At 58.1% G+C, this 24,281-nt stretch carries 23 protein-coding genes; 17 read left to right on the forward strand and 6 right to left on the reverse strand.

Annotation, left to right across the window (positions count from 1 at the left end; genetic code table 11):
- The first annotated feature begins 2 nt into the window (after nucleotides 1–2).
- The 7 genes from atpB (at nucleotide 3) to ACVWZG_RS00700 (ending at nucleotide 5,530) form a co-directional block, all read left to right on the forward strand.
- Nucleotides 3–749, forward strand: a complete 747-nt coding sequence (gene atpB / locus ACVWZG_RS00670) for a F0F1 ATP synthase subunit A (protein ID WP_414330483.1) — start codon at nucleotides 3–5, stop codon at nucleotides 747–749.
- 221 nt (nucleotides 750–970) lie between these two features.
- Nucleotides 971–1,216, forward strand: a complete 246-nt coding sequence (atpE, locus tag ACVWZG_RS00675) for an ATP synthase F0 subunit C (protein ID WP_235280127.1) — start codon at nucleotides 971–973, stop codon at nucleotides 1,214–1,216.
- A 102-nt stretch (nucleotides 1,217–1,318) separates the two neighbouring features.
- A complete protein-coding gene (locus ACVWZG_RS00680; protein ID WP_414349846.1) occupies nucleotides 1,319–1,792 on the forward strand; it encodes a F0F1 ATP synthase subunit B' in 474 nt (157 codons plus the stop codon).
- Between the two features lie 35 nt (nucleotides 1,793–1,827).
- Complete coding sequence (locus ACVWZG_RS00685) at nucleotides 1,828–2,391, forward strand: F0F1 ATP synthase subunit B (RefSeq protein WP_457393139.1); 564 nt, start codon at nucleotides 1,828–1,830, stop codon at nucleotides 2,389–2,391.
- A gap of 20 nt (nucleotides 2,392–2,411) precedes the next feature.
- The gene (gene atpH, locus ACVWZG_RS00690; RefSeq protein ID WP_414330491.1) at nucleotides 2,412–2,960 is read left to right on the forward strand and encodes an ATP synthase F1 subunit delta; all 549 of its coding nucleotides are present in this window, start codon (nucleotides 2,412–2,414) and stop codon (nucleotides 2,958–2,960) included.
- 43 nt (nucleotides 2,961–3,003) lie between these two features.
- Nucleotides 3,004–4,524, forward strand: a complete 1,521-nt coding sequence (gene atpA / locus ACVWZG_RS00695; protein WP_414357040.1) for a F0F1 ATP synthase subunit alpha — start codon at nucleotides 3,004–3,006, stop codon at nucleotides 4,522–4,524.
- 61 nt (nucleotides 4,525–4,585) lie between these two features.
- Entirely contained in the window at nucleotides 4,586–5,530 is a 945-nt protein-coding gene (locus tag ACVWZG_RS00700; RefSeq protein WP_414330493.1) for a F0F1 ATP synthase subunit gamma, read from the forward strand.
- A gap of 5 nt (nucleotides 5,531–5,535) precedes the next feature.
- Here the strand turns inward: ACVWZG_RS00700 and ACVWZG_RS00705 are convergent, their stop codons facing one another.
- The 3 genes from ACVWZG_RS00705 to ACVWZG_RS00715 form a co-directional block, all read right to left on the reverse strand.
- Complete coding sequence (locus ACVWZG_RS00705) at nucleotides 5,536–7,236, reverse strand: ABC transporter permease (protein WP_457404857.1); 1,701 nt, start codon at nucleotides 7,234–7,236, stop codon at nucleotides 5,536–5,538.
- Nucleotides 7,237–7,329: 93 nt separating this feature from the next.
- Nucleotides 7,330–8,598 (reverse strand): esterase-like activity of phytase family protein, encoded by a 1,269-nt coding sequence (locus ACVWZG_RS00710; RefSeq protein ID WP_414390689.1) that lies wholly within the window; start codon nucleotides 8,596–8,598, stop codon nucleotides 7,330–7,332.
- Between the two features lie 173 nt (nucleotides 8,599–8,771).
- The gene (locus tag ACVWZG_RS00715) at nucleotides 8,772–9,818 is read right to left on the reverse strand and encodes a Fe(3+) ABC transporter substrate-binding protein (RefSeq protein WP_457404860.1); all 1,047 of its coding nucleotides are present in this window, start codon (nucleotides 9,816–9,818) and stop codon (nucleotides 8,772–8,774) included.
- Between the two features lie 457 nt (nucleotides 9,819–10,275).
- Here ACVWZG_RS00715 and ACVWZG_RS00720 point away from each other — a divergent pair, with 457 nt between their 5' ends.
- Nucleotides 10,276–12,456, forward strand: a complete 2,181-nt coding sequence (locus ACVWZG_RS00720) for an NAD-binding protein (protein WP_414407501.1) — start codon at nucleotides 10,276–10,278, stop codon at nucleotides 12,454–12,456.
- A 75-nt stretch (nucleotides 12,457–12,531) separates the two neighbouring features.
- Here the strand turns inward: ACVWZG_RS00720 and ACVWZG_RS00725 are convergent, their stop codons facing one another.
- From ACVWZG_RS00725 to accD, 3 genes are all read right to left on the reverse strand, one after another.
- Nucleotides 12,532–13,236 (reverse strand): class I SAM-dependent methyltransferase, encoded by a 705-nt coding sequence (locus ACVWZG_RS00725; RefSeq protein ID WP_457404863.1) that lies wholly within the window; start codon nucleotides 13,234–13,236, stop codon nucleotides 12,532–12,534.
- Nucleotides 13,237–13,337: 101 nt separating this feature from the next.
- Nucleotides 13,338–13,733 carry an STAS domain-containing protein gene (locus ACVWZG_RS00730; RefSeq protein WP_414374470.1) on the reverse strand — a complete coding sequence of 132 codons (396 nt, stop codon included), beginning with the start codon at nucleotides 13,731–13,733 and terminating at the stop codon, nucleotides 13,338–13,340.
- 239 nt (nucleotides 13,734–13,972) lie between these two features.
- Nucleotides 13,973–14,917: an acetyl-CoA carboxylase, carboxyltransferase subunit beta gene (gene accD, locus ACVWZG_RS00735; protein ID WP_414374468.1), complete on the reverse strand. Its 945-nt coding sequence runs from the start codon at nucleotides 14,915–14,917 to the stop codon at nucleotides 13,973–13,975.
- A 124-nt stretch (nucleotides 14,918–15,041) separates the two neighbouring features.
- Between accD and ACVWZG_RS00740 the strand changes: the two genes are divergently transcribed.
- The 9 genes from ACVWZG_RS00740 to ACVWZG_RS00780 all read left to right on the forward strand — a co-directional run bounded on the left by ACVWZG_RS00740 (nucleotide 15,042) and on the right by ACVWZG_RS00780 (nucleotide 24,266).
- Nucleotides 15,042–15,908 carry a tRNA (5-methylaminomethyl-2-thiouridine)(34)-methyltransferase MnmD gene (locus ACVWZG_RS00740; protein ID WP_457404867.1) on the forward strand — a complete coding sequence of 289 codons (867 nt, stop codon included), beginning with the start codon at nucleotides 15,042–15,044 and terminating at the stop codon, nucleotides 15,906–15,908.
- Nucleotides 15,909–16,061: 153 nt separating this feature from the next.
- A complete protein-coding gene (locus ACVWZG_RS00745; protein WP_457404868.1) occupies nucleotides 16,062–16,694 on the forward strand; it encodes a hemerythrin domain-containing protein in 633 nt (210 codons plus the stop codon).
- A gap of 93 nt (nucleotides 16,695–16,787) precedes the next feature.
- Complete coding sequence (locus tag ACVWZG_RS00750) at nucleotides 16,788–16,976, forward strand: DUF4089 domain-containing protein (protein ID WP_414328765.1); 189 nt, start codon at nucleotides 16,788–16,790, stop codon at nucleotides 16,974–16,976.
- Nucleotides 16,973–18,373, forward strand: a complete 1,401-nt coding sequence (locus tag ACVWZG_RS00755; RefSeq protein ID WP_457404870.1) for an AtzE family amidohydrolase — start codon at nucleotides 16,973–16,975, stop codon at nucleotides 18,371–18,373. Before ACVWZG_RS00750 ends, ACVWZG_RS00755 begins: the two co-directional genes overlap by 4 nt.
- Before the next feature lie 331 nt (nucleotides 18,374–18,704).
- Nucleotides 18,705–19,589, forward strand: coding sequence for a hypothetical protein (locus tag ACVWZG_RS00760; protein ID WP_457393121.1), 885 nt, complete (start codon nucleotides 18,705–18,707; stop codon nucleotides 19,587–19,589).
- A 429-nt stretch (nucleotides 19,590–20,018) separates the two neighbouring features.
- A complete protein-coding gene (locus ACVWZG_RS00765) occupies nucleotides 20,019–21,020 on the forward strand; it encodes a zinc-dependent alcohol dehydrogenase family protein (RefSeq protein ID WP_414349833.1) in 1,002 nt (333 codons plus the stop codon).
- Between the two features lie 33 nt (nucleotides 21,021–21,053).
- Complete coding sequence (locus ACVWZG_RS00770) at nucleotides 21,054–21,623, forward strand: hypothetical protein (protein ID WP_414332236.1); 570 nt, start codon at nucleotides 21,054–21,056, stop codon at nucleotides 21,621–21,623.
- Between the two features lie 75 nt (nucleotides 21,624–21,698).
- Nucleotides 21,699–23,294, forward strand: a complete 1,596-nt coding sequence (locus tag ACVWZG_RS00775) for a bifunctional aminoglycoside phosphotransferase/ATP-binding protein (protein WP_457393328.1) — start codon at nucleotides 21,699–21,701, stop codon at nucleotides 23,292–23,294.
- A gap of 318 nt (nucleotides 23,295–23,612) precedes the next feature.
- Complete coding sequence (locus ACVWZG_RS00780; RefSeq protein WP_011434200.1) at nucleotides 23,613–24,266, forward strand: Crp/Fnr family transcriptional regulator; 654 nt, start codon at nucleotides 23,613–23,615, stop codon at nucleotides 24,264–24,266.
- Nucleotides 24,267–24,281 lie beyond the last annotated feature (15 nt).

Raw genomic sequence — 24,281 nt, forward strand, 5'->3', positions numbered from 1 at the left:
CCATGAACCTGTCCTTCTCCTCTCCTCCTCTTTTGGCAGAACTCGAGGTCGGCCATCACCTTTACTGGCACCTGGGCAAATTCACGGTTCACGGGCAGGTTTTGATCGCCAGCTGGATCGCCATTGCCCTGATCTTGACGGTGGTTATCTTGGGCACCCGTCAACTGCAGCGGGAGCCGGCTGGTCTGCAAAACTTTGTCGAGTATGCCCTGGAATTTGTGCAGAGCATTGCCCGTGCCCAGATTGGCGAGAAAAACTTCCGGCCCTGGGTACCCTATGTCGGCACCTTGTTCCTGTTCATCTTCGTCTCCAACTGGATGGGCAACCTCTTCCCCTGGAAGTTAATTCCCCTGCCGGAAGGGGAGTTGGCCTCCCCCACCAACGACATCAACACCACTGCCGGGTTGGCGCTGCTCACCAGCATCATGTATTTCGTGGCCGGCATCAGCAAGCGGGGGCTGTCTTACTTCAAAAAGTACATCGAGCCTACCCCGATTCTGCTGCCCATCAACGTTTTAGAAGATTTCACCAAGCCCCTTTCCCTGAGTTTCCGTCTGTTCGGCAACATCCTGGCAGAAGAGCTGGTGATTGCGGTGTTGGTGTTGCTGGTGCCCTTGTTTATCCCCGTGCCGGTGATGATTTTGTTTCTGTTTACGGGGGCAATTCAGGCTTTGATCTTCTCAACCCTCTCGGCAGCTTACATTGGAGAGGCGCTGGAAGGTCATGGAGGAGGGGATCACCACGATTGATCCCGCTGGTCGGTCGATCCATCTTGAACCTTTTCGGGAGGATCATCTCAAATGGGCCAGCGCAAGGGATCCCTTCTTTTGGTAAGGTTTGTTGGGGCTGACAGATTGGTTCTGAAAGCCGCCGACAAGGGAGTGATTTGAGGCTGTAGTGTATCAGACCCGATCACCTCTGAAGCTCAAGAGACGTTGTTGTTGTGTCAATCACCAAGGAGCATCTCACTATGGATCCGTTAACCTCTGCTGCTTCTGTTCTGGCTGCTGCTCTGGCCATTGGTCTGGGATCCCTGGGTCCTGGGATCGGACAGGGGAACGCCGCTGCTGCTGCGATGGAAGGGGTGGCCCGCCAACCTGAGGCGGAAGACAAGATCCGCGGCAACCTGCTGGTTAGCCTGGCCTTCATGGAAGCTCTGACCATCTACGGCTTGGTGGTGGCTTTGGTGCTCTTGTTTGCCAACCCCTTCGCCTAGTGTCCTACGGGGGCGGGCCGCAGCGATGGCCGAGGTGAGCCATATCCGCCCCCCAACCCGGCCTGACGGTAGACCTAAGTTTCTGTTGGGGTCATAACACCCATGCTCTTCCAAACTCTATTGGCTGTTGAAGCGGCTGAAAAAGGTGGTCTTTTCGATCTGGATGCCACCCTGCCCCTGATTGCCATTCAGTTTTTGCTGTTGGTGGCAGTGCTCAACTCCCTCTTCTATGAGCCGGTTACGCGGGCTATCGACAGCCGCAGCGACTACATCCGCACCACTCAAGCGGAAGCCCAAGAGCGGTTGGACAAGGCGGTGTCGTTGACCCGACAGTATGAGTCTGAGATCAGCCAGGCCCGCTTGCAAGCCCAGCAGGTGATCGCTGAGGCAGAGGCTGCAGCTGCTCGCATTCGTTCCGAGAAACTGGCTGCTGTGCAGGCAGAGATCCAGCAGAAGCTGGAGGCGGCGCGGCTACAGGTCGAGCAAGAGAAGCAGGCAGCCCTCGAACAGCTGCAGCAGCAGGTGGATGCCATTGCCGCCCAGATTACCCAGAAACTGTTGGGCAGTGCTCGTTAGATCGCTGGTTGGAAGTACTTTTGGAGGAGCTTGCGATGCCTGTGTGGAGTTGGGTGGCCGGTTGGATCTTGGCTGTGGCCGAGACCACGGAGCTACTCCCAGAAGCCAAGGCAGGAGAGGGGGATCTCTTGGCCAAGATTCTCGAGAGCAACCTGATCAACATCGCGATCATTCTCACCTTGCTGTTTATCTTGGGTCGCAAAGTGGTGGGAGAAGCCCTGGCCAAGCGGCGGGAGGGGATCCTAGAAGAACTGCGGCAGGCGGAGCAGCGCAAACAGGAAGCCATCGAGAAGCTGGCGGAGGAGCAGCAAAAGCTGGCCCAGGCTCAGCAGGAGGCTGAACGTATCCGCAAGCAGGCGGAAGCCAACGCCGAAGCCCGTCGGCAAGAGTTGTTGGAGCAGGCGGAGCGGGAAGTTGAGCGGCTGCGGGCCAATGCCGAGAAAGAGTTGTCTAGCGAGCAGGAGCGGGTTTTTCAGGAGTTGCGTCGGCAGATCGTTCGCCAAGCCTTGAGCAAGGTGGAGCAGGAGTTGCCGCAGCACCTCAACGAAGAGGTTCACCGCAGCTTGATCGAGAGAGGGATCCAAATGATTGCCCGCTAACTCTCAAGGAGGAGAAAGGTATGATCAGCAGCACAATGGCTGAGAAGGTGGTGGATCCCTATGCCGAGGCTCTCATTGCTCTTGGGTCAGGCCAGGGATTGCTGGACACTTTTGCCGCCGATATGCGCTTTATTGCCGAGGTTTTGCGGGCTACGCCGGAGCTGGGCCAGTTTCTCGCCAACCCGGTAATCAAGGCCGAGGCCAAAAAGAACCTGCTGCAGCAAGTATTTGCCGATCAGATCCACCCTCTGCTGCTGAATGCGCTGAAGTTGTTGACCGACCGCCGCCGTATTATGTTTCTCGGGGCTGTCTGCCGGCGCTTTTTGGATCTGCAACGGAAGCTCCAGAACATCGTCCTGGCCGAGGTGACGACGGCGATACCCTTGACGGAAGCTCAGCAGCAATCGATTCGCGAGCGGGTGATGGACTTCACCCAGGCCAGCGGTGTGGAGTTGCAAGCCACTCAGGATCCGGAGCTGCTGGGAGGGGTGGTCATCAAGATTGGATCCCAGGTGATCGACCTCAGCTTGCGTGGACAGTTGCGCCGGCTTGCCTTGCAGTTGGCCTAAGTTGGTTTTTGAGGATCCCTTCCCATTACTTGAGAGGACTGCTATGCCTACCATTCGCCCAGACGAGATTAGCACCATCATCAAACAGCAGATTGAGCAGTACAACCAGGAGATGCAGGTCTCCAATGTGGGGACAGTTCTGCAGGTGGGGGATGGCATTGCCCGCATCTACGGTTTGGATAAGGTGATGGCCAGCGAGCTGCTGGAATTTGAGGATGGCACCACCGGTATTGCCCTCAACCTGGAAGAAGACAACATCGGTGCCGTGCTGATCGGCTCCGGGCGGAATATCCAAGAGGGATCCACCGTCAAATCCACGGGCAAGATTGCCAGCATCCCGGTGGGGGAAGCCCTCTTGGGCCGCGTGGTGGATCCCCTGTGCAACCCCCTCGACGGCAAAGGCCCGATCCAGTGTACGGAGTCTCGCCTGATCGAATCTCCGGCACCTGGCATTGTCGATCGCCGCTCTGTGTACGAGCCCCTGCAAACCGGCATTACCGCCATCGATGCCCTGATCCCCATCGGGCGGGGGCAGCGGGAACTGATCATCGGCGACCGCCAAACCGGCAAGACCACCGTTGCTGTGGACACAATCCTGAACCAAAAAGGGCAGGATGTGATCTGCATTTACGTGGCCATTGGCCAGAAGCAGAGCACCATCGCCCAGGTGGTGGGCATCCTGACCGAGCGAGGGGCTATGGACTACAGCATTGTGGTGGCTGCCGGCGCCGATAGCCCGGCCCCGTTGCAGTGGCTGGCCCCCTATTGTGGTGCCACCATTGCCGAATACTTCATGTACCAGGGCAAACACACCCTGGTGGTCTATGACGACCTCTCCAAGCAGGCGGTGGCTTATCGGCAAATGTCACTGCTGCTGCGCCGTCCACCCGGTCGAGAAGCCTATCCTGGGGATGTGTTCTACCTGCACTCGCGGCTATTGGAGCGAGCCGCCAAGCTGAGCAGCCAACTGGGAGAGGGATCCATGACGGCGCTGCCGATCGTGGAAACCCAGGCCAATGACGTGTCGGCCTACATTCCCACCAATGTTATCTCCATCACCGATGGGCAGATCTTCTTGGAATCGGATCTGTTCAACGCTGGCATCCGCCCGGCCATCAACGTCGGGATTTCCGTCAGCCGCGTCGGCTCTGCGGCTCAGACCAAGGCGATGAAAAAGGTGGCTGGCTCCATCAAGGTGGAACTGGCCCAATTTCGGGATCTGGAAGCCTTTGCCCAATTTGCCTCTGACCTGGATGAGGCCACCCAAAAGCAGTTGGCCCGCGGCCAACGGCTGCAGGAGTTGCTGAAACAGCCGCAATACTCTCCCCTGTCTCTGGATCAGCAGGTGGCCATTATCTATGCGGGAACACGAGGCTATTTGGATGACATTCCGGTGGAGAAGGTCTCCAGCTTCAAACAGGGCCTTTTGGCTTACCTGGGCACCACCCATCCCAAGTATGGCGAGATCGTCCTCTCCACCAAGCAGCTCACCGACGAGGCAGAAGAAATCTTGAAAACGGCCATCACAGAGTTCAAGCAGAGCTTCGTGGCCAAGGCGGCCTAGGGTGACGCGGATCTCTCCTGGCCCGGATCCCTGTCGACCACCAAAATAGAGGGAGTAGGTTATGGCAAACCTCAAGCGCATCCGCGATCGCATCAAGGCGGTGAAAAACACCCGCAAAATTACCGAGGCCATGCGGCTGGTGGCAGCAGCTCGGGTGCGGCGCGCCCAAGAGCAAGTGATGGCCACCCGTCCCTTCGCCGACCGGCTGGCCCAGGTTTTCTATCGACTGCAGACGCGGCTGCGGCTGGAGGATGTCAACTTGCCTCTGCTGAAGCAGCGGCCCATCCAGACGGTGGGGCTGTTGGTGGTGGCCGGGGATCGGGGCTTGTGCGGAGCCTACAACGCCAACGTGATTAAGCGCACCGAGGAGCGGGTTCGCGAGCTGCAGGAGACAGGGCAGCAGGTGCAGCTTTACCTGGTGGGCCGCAAGGCGGTGCAGTATTTCCAGCGGCGCTCCGCTCCCATCGCCAAGACCTACGTGAATTTGTCGCAGATCCCCACGGCGGCTGAGGCTGCCCAGATTGGGGATCAGCTCCTCTCGGCCTTCTTGTCGGAGAAGGTGGACAAGGTAGAGCTGCTCTATACCCGCTTTGTCTCTTTGATCAGCTCCCGTCCGGTGGTGCAATCCCTGTTGCCCCTCGATCCGTCGCGGTTGGCCACTCAAGACGATGAAATTTTTCGTCTTTTGGTGCGGGGCGGAGAGTTTACTGTCGAGCGCAGCAAAGTCATCGCAGCGGTCTCGGCCCCACCTCAGGACATGATCTTTGAGCAGGATCCCGTGCAGATTTTGGATGCACTGCTGCCGCTGTACCTGAACAACCAGTTGCTACGGGCCTTGCAGGAGGCGGCGGCCAGCGAATTGGCAGCTCGCATGACGGCCATGAACAACGCCAGCGACAATGCCAGCGAGCTCATTCGCACGCTGGGTCTTGCCTACAACAAAGCTCGCCAGGCGGCTATTACCCAGGAGATCCTGGAGGTGGTGGCCGGAGCGGAGGCCTTGTAGGGTTCTCAAAGGAGATCCCCTGAGGAGCCGAGGTTGCGTTGCCGCGCCATCTGGGAGTTGAGCAGAACCACCGGCAAAATCCCCACCAAGACAATGGCCAAAGCCGGTGCCCCTGCCTCCGCGAGACGCTCATCGGCTGCCAAGCGGTAGGTTTGCACCGCCAAGGTGTCGAAGTTGAAGGGCCGCAGCACCATCGTGGCCGGCAGCTCCTTCATCACATCCACAAATACCAGCAGCATAGCCCCCAAGAGGCCACCCCTCATCAAGGGCAAATGCACCTGCCACAGGGTGCCCAGGGATCCCTGCCCCAGGCTGCGGGCTGCCTCATCCAAACTGGGGGGAATGCGCAGCAGCGTGGCCTCAACGGTGGCCAAAGAAACGGCCAAAAACCGCACCAGATAGCCGAACACCAAAGCCGTGAGGGTGCCACTGATCACCAGGCCGGGTGGCTGTTGCAGCACCACCTGCCGCAGGTAGCTCAGCAGTTGATCCAACCACCCTAGGGGAATCAGAACCCCCACTGCAATCACCACCCCAGGCAGCGCATAGCCCAGAGAAGACAACTGCACTGCCAGCCGCAGGCCCCACGGGGATCCCGCCCGTCCTAGCCCCTGCATGCGCAGCCCGTACAGCACCACCACCGACACGGAAACGGCAATGACAGCCGTGATGGTCGATAGCAGAAAGCTGTTCTGGGCGTAGCTCCAAAAGCGGCGACCCAGCTCCCCCTGGCGCAGGGTCATATTGAGCAGAATCAAGGCCGGCACGACGAAGCCCAGCCCAATTGGGATCCCACAGGCTAGCCAAGCCCCCACCGCCCGGATCCCTTGTAGGCGGTAACGGGTTGGGGTGGGTTTGAACCCTTGGCGATAGTAGCGCGCCCGCCGGCGGGAGAATTGCTCCACCGCCATCAGCAGCAACACCAGCAGCAACAGCAGCGCCGAAAGCTGAGCCGCCGCCACCGGATTGCCCAGGGCCGTCCAGGTGCGGTAGATGCCGGTTGTAAAGGTATCTACCCCGAAATAGCTGACGGTGCCGAAATCGTTGAGGGTTTCCATCAAGGCCAGCAGACAGCCGGCCACGATCCCCGGTCGGGCCAGCGGCAAAGCCACCTTGAAAAAGCTGGCCCAAGGCCCGTAGCCCAAGGAGCGGCTTACCTCTAAGCAGGCCACCGATTGCTCCTGAAAGGCCAGCCGGGCCGAGAGGTAAACATAGGGATAGAGGGTGAGGATCAGCAGCAGGATCGCCCCCCACAACGAGCGAATGTTAGGGAACCAGTAGTCGCCGATCCCCCAACCTGTTACCCGCCGCAGCCAGATCTGGAAACCGCCGGTTACCTGCAAAAAATCGGTGTAGGCGTAGGCCAACACATAGGTGGGGGCCGCCAGGGGCAGCACCAACATCCACTCCAGCCAGGCCCGCCCCCAAAACTGACACATGGTCACCAGCCAGGCAGTGCCACTGCCCACCAGGATGACCCCCGCCGCCACCCCTGCCATCATCACCAGGCTATTGCGCACATAAAGCCCCAAGACCGTATCGGCCAGGTGCTCCCAAACCTGCCGCTCGTCCGCAAAAAGGCTGAGCAACACCGTAAGGACAGGAACGAGAATGAGACCGCTGAGGGTCAGAGTCAGAAGCGCCCAGCCGTTCAGAGGAAAGAAGCCACTTCCCGGCAGAGATTTGCTCAACAACTTCAACCTCATCTCTTTGTCCATCTCAACAGGCGGGAGCTACCTCTTGAGCAACTCCTGGGGAAGAAAAGGGGATCCTCCAGGGATCCCCAACCAAGTTTTCTCTCAAAACAAGCTCTTGGGCAGCTTAACGAAATAAACGATGTTCTCGTCTTGCTTGTTACCAAGGTAAGGCATAGTTTTTTCTTGAACCGCGCCCTTTTCCGAGACGATGCCAAAGTCGTCGTCGTTAACTATCGCTAGGGTAGTTGAGTTGAGAATGGCCAACCCCTCGGGCTTGTCGTGGGGATAATTGGGGATCGACATAATGTCAAATACTTCTTCTTTGGAAACGGGCTTGATCCCCGCTGCAATGATTTCCTCTTGGGTTAACTGCTCCAGAGTCTTGCCGTTAACCAGCAGGCCATTTGGACCAGGATCAAAGACATCCGTGGCAGCGGCAGTATCGATTTTGTAGATCTTCTTCGTAACCTCTTTGTCCTCTCCCGGCGTTTTGCCATCCCGTTCGAGAACCAGGAAGGTTGTGTCGGTAATGGCGACAATTTCGCTAACAGCGGTGCCAGTTCCCTCTAAAGGATAGAGGTATTCTTTGAACTTGCCCGTGGCCAGTTCATAGAAGAGTATCCTGCAAACAGTTGCGGTCTTTTGAACATCTTTGTTGGGGTTCAAAAGCGGAGACTGCATGATGCCGACCAAGTATTTCTGATCGGGCGTCAGAGTTAGCCCCTCCATGCCGCGATTGGGGCGCCGATTTTTGTAAACTTCTGGAAGCTTTTTGCCGCCAACTCCACTTCCAAAAGGATTTAGCCACTCGATGGCCTTGCCATTGGAATCAAAATGGATCAAGTGAGGTCCGTATTCGTCGGCAACCCAAAAGCTTCCATCTTTGGCCACCGCGATCCCCTCTGGATCGATACCTTTGGGATCCGGCGCAAGCTGCTTGCCGCTGAGATCGTAGGCATTCTCTCCCGTTCCCCCCGAGTCAGATGGATTGGGGATCCCGGTGAGATTTTTGCCTGTCTCGTCTTGCAGCAGGATGACCCTGTCCAACTTGAAGCCCTTGCCGTCCAAAGACAATCTGGCAACTTGAGGGGTAAAGTCTGGCTTAGGGAAAATCTTGTCGTTTGACTCAGCTCCATCAATATTGGGACCGCGATCGGTGAGCACATAAAAATATTGGCCATCAAAGGCAAGGCCAGAGCCAAACCCACCATTGTAGATTTTGACGCCGTTTTCTGTGGTCAAAAGCAGATCCCGCTTTGGAACAGGAGCCTTTTCGGGAAGGTTTTCAATTGCCTTTGCCGGGCTATTGGTGTAGAAAGAAGTTAAAGAAAGCAGGAGCAAGAACAAGCCTGCTGTTCGCAGTTGTTTCATTTGGCAAACCTCCAGAAGCTTTTGAAAAAGAAAGACAGGACGCCTGAGCGGCCTCGAACGGAAGCAACGCCGTCCTAGAGTATCGACGCTTGGCCAAGAACCGTCAAGCTGCTTAACGTTCACGGCGTCAAGCAATGAAAGGCTGCACTCAGGGCCTGTCCTGGAGGCCTGATCTACTTCCAACCGGCCCGATCCATTACCTTTAGGGCATCAGGGGTGACGCGGCCAATGCTGGCGGCGTTGATCGTATCTTCCTTAAAGGTGCCAAAGCTGGCCACCACCGAGTCGATCTCAGCCCCGGGCAGTACCGGGTACTCATTGTTGCTCTGGGCAAAAATGGCCTGCGCCTCTGGCCCGGAGAGAAACTCCAAAAATTGGATGGCCGCGTCTTTGTTGGGAGCTGTTTTCAGAATGCCGGCCCCGCTGATGTTGACGTGGGTGCCACGATCCTGCTGGTTGGGGAAGAAGACGCCGATTTTCTCGGCTACGGCGCGCTCTTCTGGATTGTCGGATTTGATCAAACGCGGCAAATAGTAGGTGTTGGCCAAAGCCACGTCTCCCACCCCGGCGGCCACGGCCTTGATCTGATCCGTGTCTCCCCCTTCCGGCGGACGGGCAAAGTTGGCCACCAAGCCCCGGGCCCATTGCTCCGTTTCCGGGATCCCGTGGGCCAAGATGATCGAAGCCGTCAAGGATTGGCTGTAAACGTTGCTGGAGGAGCGGGTGAGCACCTTGCCCCGCCACTTGGGGTTTGCCAAGTCCTCATAGGTGGACAACTCCTTGGGATCCACCTTGTCTTTGTTGTACATGATCACCCGCGCCCGCTTGGTGAGGCCAAACCAGTACCCCTCTGGATCCCGCAGAGACTCGGGAATATTTTTGGAGAGCGTCTCCGACTGGATGGGTTGAAACAAGCCCTCGTTCTGAGCGCGCCACAACCGGGCAATATCCACCGTCATGAAGATGTCGGCGGGGCTGTTGGATCCCTCGCTGCGGATGCGCTGGACGATCTCATCGGCGTTGCCCTGCACCCAATTCACGGTAATGCCCGTTTTCTGCTGGAAAAGTTCGTACAATTTCTCGTCTGTGCCGTAGTGCCGCGAGGTGTAGAGGTTCACTTCCCGATTGGCGCCATGGGCCGGACGCAGAAGAGACCCTGCTGCCAGAGCCGCAGAACCTAGCGTGGCTCCACTGACAAATTGCCGTCGCGATAAGCGCATACCCAACTCCTAAGTTCAAAAACATCTCAAGAGACACAGCTCCACCGGCCAGGCTCTCTCTGAGAAAGCACCGGAAAGCCAAGCCCAAAGGACAAAGACAGTCCCCGCAAGCCTCACTCTGTTGGCTCTTATCTTGGGCCAACCTTATTGAGACTTTTATTCAAGAACTTTGCCTTGAGGAAATGATAGGAGATCTCAAGTACCAGGTCAAGCTCTTGGGAGTTGTTCTCACTTTTCACCCTTTGGGATGAAACTGGGTGGCTTCCCCTTGTCCTCGACAGCGCCTGAGATGGCCAGCAACGCAGCCGGTCTTGTTGAGCAACGGGTCTCTACCCAGGGCTTTGCGGTCAGCGGTATTGACAGCACTCGCGAAAGCTGAAGAGGCTTCGGGTATAAAGGGAGCAGGGTAGATGACAGAGCTATGGTGAGCTCCCTTTCGAGATCGCCTCATGCACAGGTGCAAGAGAATAGCAGGGATCCAGGTGTCTCTATCCTGGTCTGCGGCTACAACGATTTGGTGGAGCTCACTCTCCAAGCCCTAGAAGCTTTTGGACATCGCGCTGTAGTAGTTGCTCCCGATCTGCCCCCTCATTTGGAAGAGCAGTGGCAATACCTACAGGCGGATCCCCGCCAGCCGGGGGTGTTGCAGCGGGCTGGGATCGAGCGGATTAGGGTGGCGCTGCTCCTGGAGGACAGCGACCAAGCCAATTTCGAGCTGGCTTTGCTGATTCGAGATCTCAATCCACAGGTGCGTGTCGTCTCCCGTCTGTTCAACCACAGCCTTGCCCGCTATCTCGACTCGGCTTTGCCGCAGCATTTTTCCCTATCGGTGGCGGCTTTGGCTGCCCCGGCTTTTGCCCTTAAGGCTGTTTCCGACGAATTTGTTGGCTACTTTGAGCTGCCCCAGCTGGAAGCCCAGCCGGCCACGCTTCCGCCAGAGCTGGCAGATCCGGCTTACTTTGTCTCAGACCGAGAGACCACCCTCTGGAACGTGGTAGAGCTGACCATCGGATACAACTCCCGCCTGCTGCATATGCCCCTCTCGGAGCTGGAGGAAACTTTTGGGGCGCGGGTGCTGTTTCATTACCCGGTGGATGGGCTTTCTAACTTTTCCAAACAGCGAGTTTTCGACGACTTTGACCACGAGGCAGAGCTGCTGGAGGGGGATCGCGTTTTGGTCATTTGCGATCCCAGAGCCTACCTGCAACTGTTGGAACGCAACGGGCGACGGGGCTCCTCACGGGCACAGCGCTGGGCCAGCGGCCAGATGCAGGACAAGCGACAACAACGGCAAGGCAGGTCGTTGGGGCGGGGATCCCTTGGGTCTTGGCTGCGCAGAGGAGTGCAGGGACTCCTACAGGTCAAGCCCATCGTGCGCACCCTCACCTTCACCTTGGGGGCCATGCTGGTGCTGGGGGTGATCAACTTCAGGATGATCGGCAAACCCCTCATCGATGGGCTTTTGCTGACGATCGTGGTGCTGACAGGGGGCTACGGGGATATTGAGGCTTTTCAACAGCCGGAAACACCGCTGGGGGTGAAGGTGCTGGCGGTGATGATGACCTTGGTGGGGGCTGCCCTGGTGGGGTTGATTTACGGCTTGGTGACCGACAAATTGGTGAGCAGTCGCTTTGGCTTGGGTCGGGCTGCCCGTATGCCCAAAGAGGATCATGTGGTGATCGCAGGGTTGGGGCGGCTGAGCTATTTGGTGCTGCAGTTGTTGCGGCAGATGGGCTACGAGGTGGTGGTGGTGGATCCCAATAGCGAGAACCCTCTCTTGGAGGCAGCGGAACGGGAGGGAGCGGTGGTGGTTCGTGGGGATTATGCCCTGGCAAGCACGCTGCAGCAGGCTCGCATTCAAGGCAGCCGCTGCCTGATCTGCACCACCCCTGACGATCTCACCAACCTGGAGACGGCCCTGACGGCCCACAGCCTGCAGCCGGGGATCCGCACCATTTTGCGGGTTACCGATCCCGAATTGGCGGCTCGCATGCAGCGCCACATGCAGACCCTGGGGATCAGCTACAGCGCTACCGGGTTGGGGGCACGGGCTTTTGCCACAGCAGCACTGGTGGGATCCGTCTACGGCACTCTGGCTTGGCAAGGGGAAACTCTGCTGGTGACGCTGCTGGAGGTCTCGGCCGATTGCCACTACCTGGGGCTATCCTTGCGCCAACTGGCCCAGGACTATGACCTGGTGATCTTGCTGCATCGCTCCCGACCGGGGAAACCCTGTGTTTTTCCCAAGATCTGGCAAAAAGAGGGCAAGACCCTGTTGAAAGAAGGCGATCAACTCTATGTGATGGGAACGGTGGAATCCCTGATTCGCTTAACCCAAGGACGGCCTCTTCCCCCAGAGCTGTATCAGGTGCGCCTCCTAGAGTATCGCAACCCCTATTTTGAAGAGGAGATCCTCTCGGCTTTATCGTTCTACGCACGCCTGCCCAAAACGGCCCTGAAACCCCTATTGGGCTGTCTGCCGGCGGTGGTGAGCCCACCCCTTCCCCGCGACAAGGCAATCAAGTTAGCCCGCCAACTGCGCAAGATGAGCACTGAAGTGCAGGTGTTTGCCCAGGCGCAGCCTGCCCATTGGATCCCTGCAGCCATGAACGAAAACAGCGAGAGTAATCTGAATTGATTTGGACACTGTTCTGTTTATTGGTCTATTCTGCACTCCGTAGTCCAAAACATCTCGTTATGGGCAGTTGGACATTCAGGAGATAGGCTTTTCGGCTGCAAGTCGCACAAAGCGATTTTGGTTGTAGAGCTGCTGAGCCACCACTGCGAAACCCACCTTCTCCAGCAACCACACCAGGTCTTCGGCGCTGAAGCGATTGTGCTCGTAGAAGTGGGTAAACTGATCCAGCAGCGTTTCCAAAGGCGTGTCCGACTGGAAGAGTTGGGCCTCTGTATCGGCATCGAAGTAGAGGCTGAGCGGGGCGCGCACCCAATCCACCAGCAAAAATCGCCCCCCCGGCTTGAGTAGACGCAGCACCTCCTGCAACAGGCGCAAGGGCTGCACCATCTCGTGCAACACCACCACTGCCTGAGCTGCATCGATGCTGTTGGCCGCAAGCGGCAAGTGAGGGTCGTGCAGGTCGGCCTGCAGCAAATGGACTCCAGGGATCCCTTTCAAATCTGCCGCCGCTCGCTCCAACATGTAGGGCATCACATCCACCCCGATGAAGTGTCCTCCGGGATAGCGTTGCGCCCACTGACCCAGAGCAAACCCCGGCCCGGTTCCCAGATCCAACAAGCGCGGTGCAGGAGGCAGACAGGGCTCGATGTGCATCTGCCAGAACTGCCAAAACGCCTCGTTAAAGCGCCCAGGAGCCGTCGCCACCATGCGCTCGCAGAAGCTGGGGCCACGGTGGTGCTGGTAGAGAAGCTGAAAGGTATCGAGGCCGGTCTGGGGCATGGCTGAAGATTGTTGAGAAAATTGCTAGAGGGATCACCAGAATTCGCTGATGGGCTGAAAAGAGCATCGGGGGATCCCCAAAAGTAAGGCCTAATGTCGGCCTAACGAGCAGTGGGAGCGCTGGAAAAGTTGGCAATGCCGGTCTCCAGGTCGCTAAAGCAGGTCAGTACCTTTTCCATGGAGGTGAGGTTGAGGACGAGGGCCACACTTTCCGGCACGCAACAAAGGCTAATGTTGCCCCCGGCAGCACGGCACTTGCGCAAAGCCGAGATCAACACCCCCAGCCCAGAGCTGTCCATAAAAGTGACCGATGACATGTCGATCAACATATTGGGATAACCGAAATCTAAAACCTGCTGGAGCAATTGCCGAACTTCTGAGGCGGCCTTGGCGTCAAAACGACCTTCCAGGGGCACAATTGCCAGTTTTTGCCCTTGCGGAGTTTCAGCAGTACGGATGCGCAGCTTGAAATCCATCGTTTCCAGTGAAGACCTCATGCCCCACCTTAACACCATCCGCTACCGCCCACCAGGAAATCTTGTGAAGATCCCCAGGGACAGCGCGGCTCCCTCCAAAAACATCTGCCCTCTCGCCCCCAGCTCCTCTCCCAACAAGCCAGAGGGAAGCCGTGTAAACCCATGAAGTAAGAGCCGCCCCAGAGCTTAGCAGGAACTCCATCCCCCGCAGGGAAGGGATCCGGCCTCGGCCACAAATTCCGCATCTTAGGCGGATCTACCTACAGCATAGGTTGCAGGGTTAAAGCCTCCGAGTCTATGGAGGGAAGGGACATGTGCAAACGGGGACGGTGCATAGAGAGCAACTGGGCCAGCCGCTTGCGCAGCTCAGTACGGGGCACAATCGCGTCGATGAGCCCTTGGGCCAGCAGGTACTCGGCGGTTTGGAAGCCTTCTGGCAGCTTGCCCTTGCCAATGGTTTGCTCGATTACGTTGGGCCCGGCAAACCCCACCTGCGCGCCCGGCTCGGCCAGGATCAAATCTCCCAGCATGGCAAAGCTGGCAGTTACCCCGCCATAGGTGGGATGGGTGAGCACGGAGATGAACAATTGTCTGGCGTCGCGGTGCCTTTGTAGGGCGGCTGAGGTCTTGGCCATCTGCATCAGGCTGAGGATCCCTTCCTGCATGCGGGCCCCCCCCGAAGCCGAAAAGAGGATCAAGGGCAGGTGATCGCAGGTGGCCCGTTCCGTGAGGCGGGCGATCTTCTCTCCCACCACCGAGCCCATACTGCCGCCCATGAAGCGAAAGTCCATCACTCCAATCGCCACCGGGATCCCTTCCAGACTCCCCAGCCCTGTGGCGATGGCATCCTTGAGCTGAGTGCGCTCCTGATAAGAGGCCAGGCGCTCGGAGTAGGGCTTTTGGTCGAAAAAGTGCAGGGGATCCGTGGGAGCCAGGTGTTCGTCCAGGGGCTGCCAGGATCCGGGATCCAAAAGCTGTTCCAGACGCTCTGGGGCTGTAATGCGGTGGTGATGCCCACAGCTAGGGCAAACTTGCCAGTTTTGCTGCAGATCCTTGGTGTAGGTCAGGGTGTCACAGGCAGGACACTTTTGCCAGAGGCCATCGGCAATTTCTCTCACCTGACGCTCTTTGTCGAAGGGGCTGCTACCTGTCAGGTTCAGAGAGGTTTGTCTGCGCCGCTCCGCAAACCAATCCAGTAGAGACATAGCTGTTGAAATATCCTCCCTACTCAGGGATGTCGAGAGCCCTGCCGGTAAGCTGCGAAACACATCTCAACGTTCTCAAGCTATCAAAGAATCGCCCGACTGAAAATAGAGACAACAGCAAGCGATGGAGACTCGGTGGCAGGTGCTGACCACAGGGGATGGATCCCTGACCTTTTTCTCGGAAGAGTTTGGACAGGCTTTTCACAACGTCAGTGGTGCCGCCCAGGAGGCTCTGGAGAAGTTTGTCCGCCCTTGCCGGCTGGATCGGCTGCCGTTGGAACGGGATCCCGCCCAGCCCATTCGCCTTTTGGATATTTGCTTTGGCTTGGGCTACAACTCCGGCCTTGCCCTAGAAACCATTTGGCAAATCCGGCCCCACTGTTCTGTAGAAGTAATCGGCCTGGAGCGATCCCCGGAAGTGCCTCGCCAGGCTTGGCAGGCGGGGGTGGGATCCACCTGGAGCTTTGGGCAAGAATGGCAACACTGGATTGAACAGGGATCCTGGCAATCGGAGCGCTGGCGCGGAACGTTGCTGTGGGGCGATGCCCGGCAAACGGTGTTGCAGGTGCCGCTGGGGTGGGCAGATGCGGTGTTTTTGGATCCCTTCTCCCCTTCGGTTTGCCCAGAGCTGTGGACGGTGGATTTCCTGCGGGCCGTGGCTGAACGGATGCGACCAACCGGCATTTTGGCCACCTATTCCTGTGCAGCGGCGGTGCGAGCGGCTCTGTTGGAAGCAGGGCTTTTCATCGGCTCTACCCCCCCGGTAGGTCGTCCTTGGCCGGGGACAGTGGCCTCGCCCCAACCTGACCACCTGCCGCCTCTTTCCCCCATGGAGTGGGAGCACCTGAAAACTCGCGCTGCCGTGCCCTATCGGGATCCCACCTTGCAAGGGGAGCGATCCCAAATCCGGCTGCAACGCCAGCAGGAACAGCAGGCCTCCTCTTTGGAGCCCACTTCCGCTTGGAAACGCCGCTGGCCTGTGCAAGCCTAGAGAGTGGCGTTGCCGGAGTTCAGATCTGGACAACTTTTCCCAGGATTGCTGCCCGAGTGTATCCAAGACACCTGCGCTATTCCCGTACCCTTACGCAAGCCACCATTTCTTGACAAAGTTAAGCTAGGATGAAACTTTTCTGCTGTGAATGCCATGTCCTCTGAGGAGTCCCTCCCGCTGACGCGAGCAGCCTCTGCCGGTACGCTGGTTGCCCTTTGTGCTGAACAGCACCGCGTCATCCTGCAGTTTTTGACTCGCCTGTCTCGAGCGCCGGAGTTGGATCTGGAGCAGCGACGCCTCTGTGTACAAAGGTTGCGACAGCGCCTCTCCCGCCACATTCAACTGGAGCGCCATGTTCTCTACCCCCTGCTCAGGTCGGCTCTCCAGGCGGATCCCCACCTTAGCGCCCAAACTGAGCGGCTGGAGCAACATCTGCGGGATCAGATTCCAGAGCTGACGCGCTTTTTGCACCAATCAGAGCGCACTCCCCAGCAGGTGGATCCCTCTGCTGCCCTTCACTTCTATCGGAAACTGCGGGCCCAGTTTGATCAGGAGGAGAAAATCTTGCATCCCCTCTTTGCCCAGCATGTTTCTCCCGAAGCAGAGCAGCAGCAGTTGCGTCTGTTCCGCAAACGCCTGCAAGCCAGCGCTGCCGCCAATAGCTCTGCAAGTAGCCGCCGCGTCGCTCTGGAGGAGCTGGAACGGCAAGCGGTAACCCGTCCTGTCTTGCCCAACGAGCGCTTCTGGTCGCTGCAGGGCAACGCTGTGCAGATGGCCGCTCCCTAGCCAACGACGGTCTTGTTGTTGGAGGCTGCCTGGTGGTGTTCGCAGGCGAGCTTGTGGTATCTTTGCCGCAACCGGCCTGCTGACCCTAGAACCATGCAACCCTGGGATCCGGAAACCTACGTCGACCAGATGGCCCAACTGCTGCAACTGCCCCTGCATCCCGACCACCGAGCAGGGGTGATCGAAAATTTTGCCCGCTTTCTGCCCATTGCTCAACAGGTGCTGGAGTTCCCGTTGCCGCCGATAGTTGAGCCAGATCCCACCTTTGACCCTCAGCCATGACCGGGGATCCCCACCTTCTCGGCAGCGCTGACGCGGTCTCTATTGCCAGGGCTGTCCGCCAGGGATCCGTGAGCGCCCAAGCGGTGGTGGCCGCCTGTCTGGAGCGGATTCGCCGGCGGGATCCCCAGCTCAATGCCTTTACAGCTGTCTTGGAGGAATCGACCTTACAAGCGGCGGAGCAGGTGGATCGACAGGTGGCTCAAGGGATCCCTGTAGGCCCGTTGGCAGGGGTGCCTTTTGCCGTCAAGAACTTATTTGACGTGGCCGGCCTCACCACCCTGGCTGGCTCGGCGATCAACCGCGAGAATCCCCCGGCCATCCAAGATGCAACGGTGGTGGCTCGTCTCAAGCAGGCAGGGGCAATCTTGGTGGGCACCCTCAACATGGACGAGTACGCCTACGGCTTCGTCACCGAAAACAGCCACTACGGCCCCACCCACAACCCCCACGATCTCAGCCGCAGTGCGGGGGGATCCTCCGGCGGCTCGGCAGCTGCAGTAGCAGGAGGTTTGGTGCCCCTTGCCCTGGGCAGCGACACCAACGGCTCGATTCGGGTACCGGCCTCTTTGTGTGGCGTCTACGGCCTCAAGCCCACCTATGGCCGTCTATCGCGGGCAGGAGCGGCTCTGTTTGCCGCCAGCTTTGACCACGTGGGCCCCTTGGCCCGTTCGGTGGCCGATATTGCCCTCAGCTTCGATGTCATGCAAGGGCCGGATCCCCAAGATCCCGTCTGTACCCGGCGTCCTGTAGATCCCACCTTTGGGCAATTGGGGCAGGGGATCGAGGGCTTGCGCATCGCGGTGGCGGATGATTACTTTGCCCGAGGGGCAGAGCCCCCCATCTTGGCCGGAGTAGAAAAAGTGGCCCAAGCCTTGGGGGTCGGCCAGACTGTGCGGATCCCGGAAGCCCAGCGCGCCCGTGCCGCCGCCTTCCTGATCACGGCTGCTGAGGGAGCCAACCTGCACTTGCCCAACCTGCGAACTCGCCCCCACGACTTTGACCCGGCCACCCGGGATCGCTTTTTGGCCGGAGCTTTGCTGCCCGCCAGTTGGATCTTGCAGGCACAGCGCTTTCGCCGCTGGTATCGCCAGCAGGTGCAGGCCATTTTTCAGGAGATCGATCTGTTCATCGCCCCCACCACCCCCTGCTTTGCCCCCTTGCTCGGCCAAGAGAAGATGGTGATCGATGGGGTAGAGGTTCTCACTCGGCCCAACCTCGGCCTCTACACCCAGCCCCTCTCGTTTATCGGTCTGCCGGTGCTTTCGCTGCCGTTGCGCGAGAGTGGATCCCTGCCCTTTGGCGTACAACTGGTGGCCGCCCCCTACCAAGAAGCCAAGTTGCTGCGGGCAGCCGCCTATTTGGAGAAGCTAGGGATCCCCAATGCCCAGCCGGTCTGAGCCATGAAGAGCCCTGCTTTTGCAGCGTATCTAGCGTTAGGACTCGCGGGCATCCTCTTGTAGACACTAAATGTGTAGATAAACATTTTGCGGTCAAGAGAATGATTGCCTTGGGGGAGAAGCTCTAGTCTCCGTATGGCCCGTGGGCAATGTCTGAAGCTGGATTTGGGCAGACTCTTTGGCCTTGGCTCGCAAGAGAGATTGGGGCACCGGATATTAAAGTAAAATTAAGCCCCCAGTTGTTGTATCAAATGCCTCCTTCTCCAGGCTTGGCCAATAGAATGAACAGCATAAAATAGACACGGCACCCCCACCTGGACTCTATAACCCTATGGATCATCCTGATTCTGTGGCTCGGCGCTACACGAAACTCTGCGAGGCTTATCTCTCTCTCAATGAAGCCTTCGCCAAATTGGATCAGTCCCACAGCCGCCTACAGCGCTACATCAAACGACTCTTTCCGCTCAAGCCGATTTTGCAAGAGCAGCTTAAGCAGAGCGACCGCTGGATGAACTCCTTACGAGAAGAACTGCAAGCCAAAGAGGCCCGGCTTGGCGAGCTAATCGCCAACTACGACCAAGTCTGCGGCGAGCTGGACTCTACCAAAGCAGAACTGTTGAGCGCTCAAGCGCTGATTGAGAAACTGGAAGCCGAAAATGCTCAGGTTTTGGAACGCTTGAGTCGGCTCACCAACATGGAAGAGGAAATGGCAAACTTGGCGGAACAGCTGGCCCAAGCGAACGAAGCTTGTCAGCAGATGGAGGCTCGAAATCGCGAGCTGGAGCGAGCTTTGGGAGACCGGGATCAGCACATTTACAGCCTGCAAGAGCGATTGGCACAATTGGAGCAAGAGATGGCCTTCCTGAAAGCTCAGCGGGATGAGGCCCAGCAAGCTGCACAACTGGCTGTATCTCGCGCTGAGCAGGCGGAAGCTAGGCTGAAGGTGCAAACCGAACAAGTTCAGACTTTGCAAAATAAGCTCCATCAAGCCGAGGAGCAGCTGGCCATGGTAACCCTGAACGAGCTGGAGCTCCTGCTCAGCCATAACTCGATGAACCTCTTGCGAGAAGCGGGGCAGGCTGCAGAAGTAGATGCCCAGGTGCTGGCAACCGTACCGACCTCTCTGGCCGAGGCGGAACACATTCTGCTGGAGATCGACCAGTTCATTCAGTTCATTTTGGCCTACTCGGAGCCCATGAAGTCGCAGGCTGCGTGACATACTCCCGACGCTGTAGCTAGCTTCCCGCAGGGTTGCTACGCACACAGCGCGGGCTTCTCAGTGACCCCTGCTATCGCTTCAGACATTTCCTGAGCTTAAGGACTACGTCCCGCTGACGCGAAAAGGACGGGATGCCCCACCGCCCTGTAGAGTAGTGCGTAGTGACTAGTCACTAGTCACTAGCCTTTTTATTGCTTCATGGAGTGGGGTGACGGCTTCGGTTTTGCGTGGGTATGTTGACCCTGCGCATACAGCGCGGGGCTTCTCGGCGGTTTAGCTAAAATAGGCTAGAGAGCAGCTGCAAGACTCCGCAGGGTTGCAAAGCAACACCCCAATGGGGAGATGCCCATCTTCTCATCACCAGAACAAACTCTACCCTGCATCCTTTGAGCGGGCCAACCCAACTGAAGCTGACAACTTGAGCGCATGAAAGCCGTAGTCATGAGTGTGCCCGGCGGGCCAGAGGTTCTGCAGCTCCGAGAAGTACCTGAGCCCCAAATTCGCGGCGAGCGGGAGCTGCGCATCCGTCTGAGGGCAGCCGGCGTCAACCCCATCGACACCAAACTGCGGCAACGGGGCACCTTCTATCCAGAGGAGATGCCCGCCATTTTGGGGTGTGACGGTGCCGGCGTTGTGGAAGCCGTGGGATCCGGAGTTAGGCACTTTACAGTGGGAGACGAGGTGTACTTCTGCCACGGGGGTCTGGGCAGGCAGGCGGGGAATTACGCCGAGCTGATCGTGGTGGACGAGCGTTTTGTGGCTCCCAAGCCCAGAACTCTGAGCTTTGCGGAGGCTGCTGCTGCCCCGCTGGTGCTGATCACCGCCTGGGAAGCGCTTTACGACCGGGGGCGTCTCCAGGCCGGCCAAAGTGTGCTCATCCACGGGGGAGCGGGTGGAGTTGGCCATGTGGCCATTCAACTGGCCCGTCTACGGGGATCCAAAGTGGCCACCACCGTGAGCACCCCGGAAAAGGCGGAGTTTGTCCGTTCCCTAGGCGCCGGCTTGCCCATCTTCTACCGGCAGACAGACTTTGTGCGCGCCGTTTTGGACTGGACAGGGGGAGAGGGGGTAGATCTTGCCCTAGATACCTTGGGCGGCAAGCTATTGGAGCAGACCTTCCCCGCAGTGCGCGTGTACGGAGATATCGTCACCCTGCTGGCCCCGGCCCCAGAGATCGACTGGCGGGTGGCTCGCGACCGCAACTTGCGGGTGGGATTTGAGCTGATGCTCACCCCGATGCTGAAAAGCCTGACCAACGCCCAACAAAATCAGGCGGAAATCCTCAGGCAATGTGCCCGCCTCATCGACCAAGGCCAACTGCGGATCCAGCTCAGCCACACCTTTCCTCTGGCCGAAGCGGCTGCCGCCCACCGGTTGCTGGAGCAGGGATCCGTTCTGGGCAAAATTGCCTTAACCATCCCCGAGTAGGCATGCTGGAGAAAGCCCGTTGAGGATCTGCCCATGGTTGCTCCTCTCACCCCCCACCTGCTGGAGAACGAGAGCTTCTACGAAAATGCCCTCTGCTGGCTAGGGCGACCCCAGACGGCCTATCGACTGTTGAGCGAAGCAGTTTTTCCTGCCATCTCCTCTTGGGTGCGGGGGGAGGTAGATAGCCACTCTTTTAACCACTGGCAACTGGAGGATGTGCGCACCTTTCTGTATCCGGTGGTGGCTCTGGGGGATCAAGAAACCCTTGTTCTCTCCAGTGAAGCCCTGCTCCTCTGCGGCATCGGCAACTATTACAACCCCTGCGACTTGGCCATTGTGGTGTTTGTGCAGCAGCCCCAAGAGCTGTTCAGCCAACTGATGCAGCGCATTCGCCGGGCCGAAGCCACTATCAGCCGCGGGCCAGACGTGCGCATGCTCTCGGAACAGGTAAACCTGGCCAAGCGCGGACAAGACTACATCAACACCAAATATCTGGTCTGGCCCTACGCTCTTTCCGGTGCTGCTCAAGATACGCTAATTCAGCAGGGGATCAGCCTCATCCGTCTTTCCCCCCAAGAAGCCGCCTTGCCCTTTAAGGAATAGGTGGAGGACAATCTGCTCTGTCGGCGGAAGATAGGGATCCCCGTCCAAGCCCTTTTTCCATCTCTATCGTTTTTCATGGTCGATACCCACCTGCCCCCCTTGATCCAAGCGATGCTGGATCCCGCCTTCTACCCTCATCCGGTACAGGATCCCATTCGGCTTATTCAAACCCACATTTCCTATATTCTGCTGACAGGCGACTATGCCTATAAAGTGAAAAAGCCTTTGGACTTTGGCTTTTTGAACTTCACCACCCTGGAGAGGCGGCGCCACTTTTGCCAAGAAGAGCTGCGCATGAACCAGCGCGGTGCTCCCGGCCTTTATCTGCAAGTGTTGCCCATTGTCCAGACCGATGGCCGATTTCAGTTCAACAGCAGCGGCGAGCCCATAGAATACGCTCTGCAAATGCGGCAATTTCCCCAAGAGCAACTGTTCAGCAACCTGTTTGAGCGGGGAGAGCTAACGCCGTCCTTGATGGAGGAGCTGGGGCGGGTGGTGGCGACGTTTCATGCCCAAACCGAGACCAACGACTACATCCGCAGCTTTGGCCGGCCAGAACGGGTGCGAGAAGCCTTTGACGAGAATTACGCCCAAACCCAGCGCTACGTCGGCGGCCCACAAACAGCTCAGCAATATCGAGAAACCCAAGCCTACACCGATCGCTTTTTTGCTGAGCGGCAGGAGCTGTTTCAACAAAGAATAGAACAAAACCGCATTCGTGAATGCCACGGAGACCTGCACCTAGGCAACATCTGTTTTTGGGAAGGGAAGATCCTGCTTTTTGATTGCATCGAGTTTAATGAAGCCTTCCGCTTTGTGGATGTCATGTACGACATATCCTATGGGGTGATGGATTTGGATGCCCGCCATCGCCCCGATCTGGGAAACGCCTATTTGAACACCTACCTGGAAGAAACCGGAGATTGGGAAGGGTTGAAGATCTTGCCTATTTACCTCAATCGGCAGGCCTACGTGCGGGCCAAGGTCACCTCTTTTTTGCTGGAGGATCCCACTGCAGCAGAGGAAGCCAAGGCCACAGCCTTTAGCACCGCCGCCCGCTATTACCGTCTTGCCTGGGAATACACCCTCCCCAAGCGGGGGCAGTTGTTCCTGATGTCGGGATTGTCGGGATCCGGCAAAAGCACGGTAGCCCGCCACTTGGCCCGTCAGCGGGGAGCCATTCACATTCGCTCCGATGCGGTGCGCAAGCATTTGGCCGGGATCCCTCTGCGGCAACGGGGGGGGCCGGAGGTTTATACCCCGGAGATGACCGATAAAACCTACCGCCGCTTGGTGCAGTTGGGAGTAGAGCTGGCCCAGGAAGGCTACACCGTGATTCTGGACGCCAAGTTTGACCGGCAAGCCCTGCGGGGGATGGCCATTGATCAGGCCCAACGCCAAGGGATCCCACTGCGCATCCTCCACTGCTACGCCCCTGAACCTGTTTTGCGGGAGCGCCTGCAACGCCGCAGCCCAGCTCCTCAACCCCTCTTGGCCCCAGCCGGCTGCATCGATGGGGATCAGCAGCACTCTGCCGACATTGCTGATGCCACCGCCGAGATGCTCTCCCAACAGCAGGCCCACTGGCAGGATTTTTCCGATTCGGAACGGCCTTTTTTAAAGATTTTGGATACCAGCCAAGATTGGCCATCTCAACTTCAGCAGGTCTAGATCTCGACTCAAACTGCACAAACTCGAGAAAATTGCTATCAGCAAGATGGATTTTGCCGTTTCTGGGCTAGAGGATGGCAGCAGCTTTTGTTGTGCAGGGATCCCTTTCCAAAGTAGCGGTAAAAATTGGGTCTAAAGCCCTGCCCTATCGCTACGCAGTTCGCCTCGGCGGGCCATAGACCTGAGAGAGACGGTAGGCTGAGGGGCATGTTGACGTGTCTGTGCAGGCCCACCCTTTTCCCATCCCACTCGACCAGAACTGACCACGTGCAGGAGGATCCCACGGTGAGCGATGTAACTCCAGATGACCTACGCCTGATGCTCCTGTTTGAGGGCTTTCCTCCTGAGAGGCTAGAGCCTCTGGCCGGGCAAATGTCGTTGCGCTCCCACCCGGTCAACCAGGCCATCTTGTTACAAAATGACTGGGGTAACGCCGTTTATTTCATCCTGGAAGGGTGGGTCAAGATTCGCACCCATGATCTCGAAGGCCGGGAGATCACCCTCACCATTCTTGGTCCAGGGGAAATCTTCGGGGAAATGGCTGCTTTGGACGAAGCGCCTCGTTCCACCGACGTTGTAGCCCTAACAGCCACCAAAGTCAGTTGTCTGTCGGCCCAACACTTCCTGGCTTTTTTGGCTTCTGATCCTCAGGCCGGCATCCGCCTTGCTCAGCTCATGTCGCGCCGCTTACGGCAGATCAACCGTCGTCTGCAGTTGCGCGAGGCCAGTAGTACGGCCCGTGTTGCCGATATCCTGCTGTTTTTGGCCGAATCCCGTGGCCGGGTTAGCCGAAGTGGCGTAGAGATCCCCAACTTGCCCCATCGGGAGCTGAGCAGCCTAAGTGGCCTAGCCCGGGAAACGGTCACTCGCGTCCTGTCCAAGCTGGAGCAAGAGGAGCTGATCCGCCGGGATCGCAACCGAGATGTTCTCTGCATCCCCCAGATGGAGGCTTTGGAGAAATTGATTGGCTAAATTGGGGGCGCCACC

It is taken from the genome of Thermostichus sp. OS-CIW-33 (genome assembly GCF_054059615.1).

Coding starts and splice junctions, on each gene's coding strand:
- atpB (WP_414330483.1), top strand. CDS start 3: ATGAACCTGTCCTTCTCCTCTCCTCCTCTTTTGGCAGAACTCGAGGTC.
- atpE (WP_235280127.1), top strand. CDS start 971: ATGGATCCGTTAACCTCTGCTGCTTCTGTTCTGGCTGCTGCTCTGGCC.
- ACVWZG_RS00680 (WP_414349846.1), top strand. CDS start 1,319: ATGCTCTTCCAAACTCTATTGGCTGTTGAAGCGGCTGAAAAAGGTGGT.
- ACVWZG_RS00685 (WP_457393139.1), top strand. CDS start 1,828: ATGCCTGTGTGGAGTTGGGTGGCCGGTTGGATCTTGGCTGTGGCCGAG.
- atpH (WP_414330491.1), top strand. CDS start 2,412: ATGATCAGCAGCACAATGGCTGAGAAGGTGGTGGATCCCTATGCCGAG.
- atpA (WP_414357040.1), top strand. CDS start 3,004: ATGCCTACCATTCGCCCAGACGAGATTAGCACCATCATCAAACAGCAG.
- ACVWZG_RS00700 (WP_414330493.1), top strand. CDS start 4,586: ATGGCAAACCTCAAGCGCATCCGCGATCGCATCAAGGCGGTGAAAAAC.
- ACVWZG_RS00705 (WP_457404857.1), bottom strand. CDS start 7,236: ATGAGGTTGAAGTTGTTGAGCAAATCTCTGCCGGGAAGTGGCTTCTTT.
- ACVWZG_RS00710 (WP_414390689.1), bottom strand. CDS start 8,598: ATGAAACAACTGCGAACAGCAGGCTTGTTCTTGCTCCTGCTTTCTTTA.
- ACVWZG_RS00715 (WP_457404860.1), bottom strand. CDS start 9,818: ATGCGCTTATCGCGACGGCAATTTGTCAGTGGAGCCACGCTAGGTTCT.
- ACVWZG_RS00725 (WP_457404863.1), bottom strand. CDS start 13,236: ATGCCCCAGACCGGCCTCGATACCTTTCAGCTTCTCTACCAGCACCAC.
- ACVWZG_RS00730 (WP_414374470.1), bottom strand. CDS start 13,733: ATGAGGTCTTCACTGGAAACGATGGATTTCAAGCTGCGCATCCGTACT.
- accD (WP_414374468.1), bottom strand. CDS start 14,917: ATGTCTCTACTGGATTGGTTTGCGGAGCGGCGCAGACAAACCTCTCTG.
- ACVWZG_RS00740 (WP_457404867.1), top strand. CDS start 15,042: ATGGAGACTCGGTGGCAGGTGCTGACCACAGGGGATGGATCCCTGACC.
- ACVWZG_RS00745 (WP_457404868.1), top strand. CDS start 16,062: ATGTCCTCTGAGGAGTCCCTCCCGCTGACGCGAGCAGCCTCTGCCGGT.
- ACVWZG_RS00750 (WP_414328765.1), top strand. CDS start 16,788: ATGCAACCCTGGGATCCGGAAACCTACGTCGACCAGATGGCCCAACTG.
- ACVWZG_RS00755 (WP_457404870.1), top strand. CDS start 16,973: ATGACCGGGGATCCCCACCTTCTCGGCAGCGCTGACGCGGTCTCTATT.
- ACVWZG_RS00760 (WP_457393121.1), top strand. CDS start 18,705: ATGGATCATCCTGATTCTGTGGCTCGGCGCTACACGAAACTCTGCGAG.
- ACVWZG_RS00765 (WP_414349833.1), top strand. CDS start 20,019: ATGAAAGCCGTAGTCATGAGTGTGCCCGGCGGGCCAGAGGTTCTGCAG.
- ACVWZG_RS00770 (WP_414332236.1), top strand. CDS start 21,054: ATGGTTGCTCCTCTCACCCCCCACCTGCTGGAGAACGAGAGCTTCTAC.
- ACVWZG_RS00775 (WP_457393328.1), top strand. CDS start 21,699: ATGGTCGATACCCACCTGCCCCCCTTGATCCAAGCGATGCTGGATCCC.
- ACVWZG_RS00780 (WP_011434200.1), top strand. CDS start 23,613: ATGCTCCTGTTTGAGGGCTTTCCTCCTGAGAGGCTAGAGCCTCTGGCC.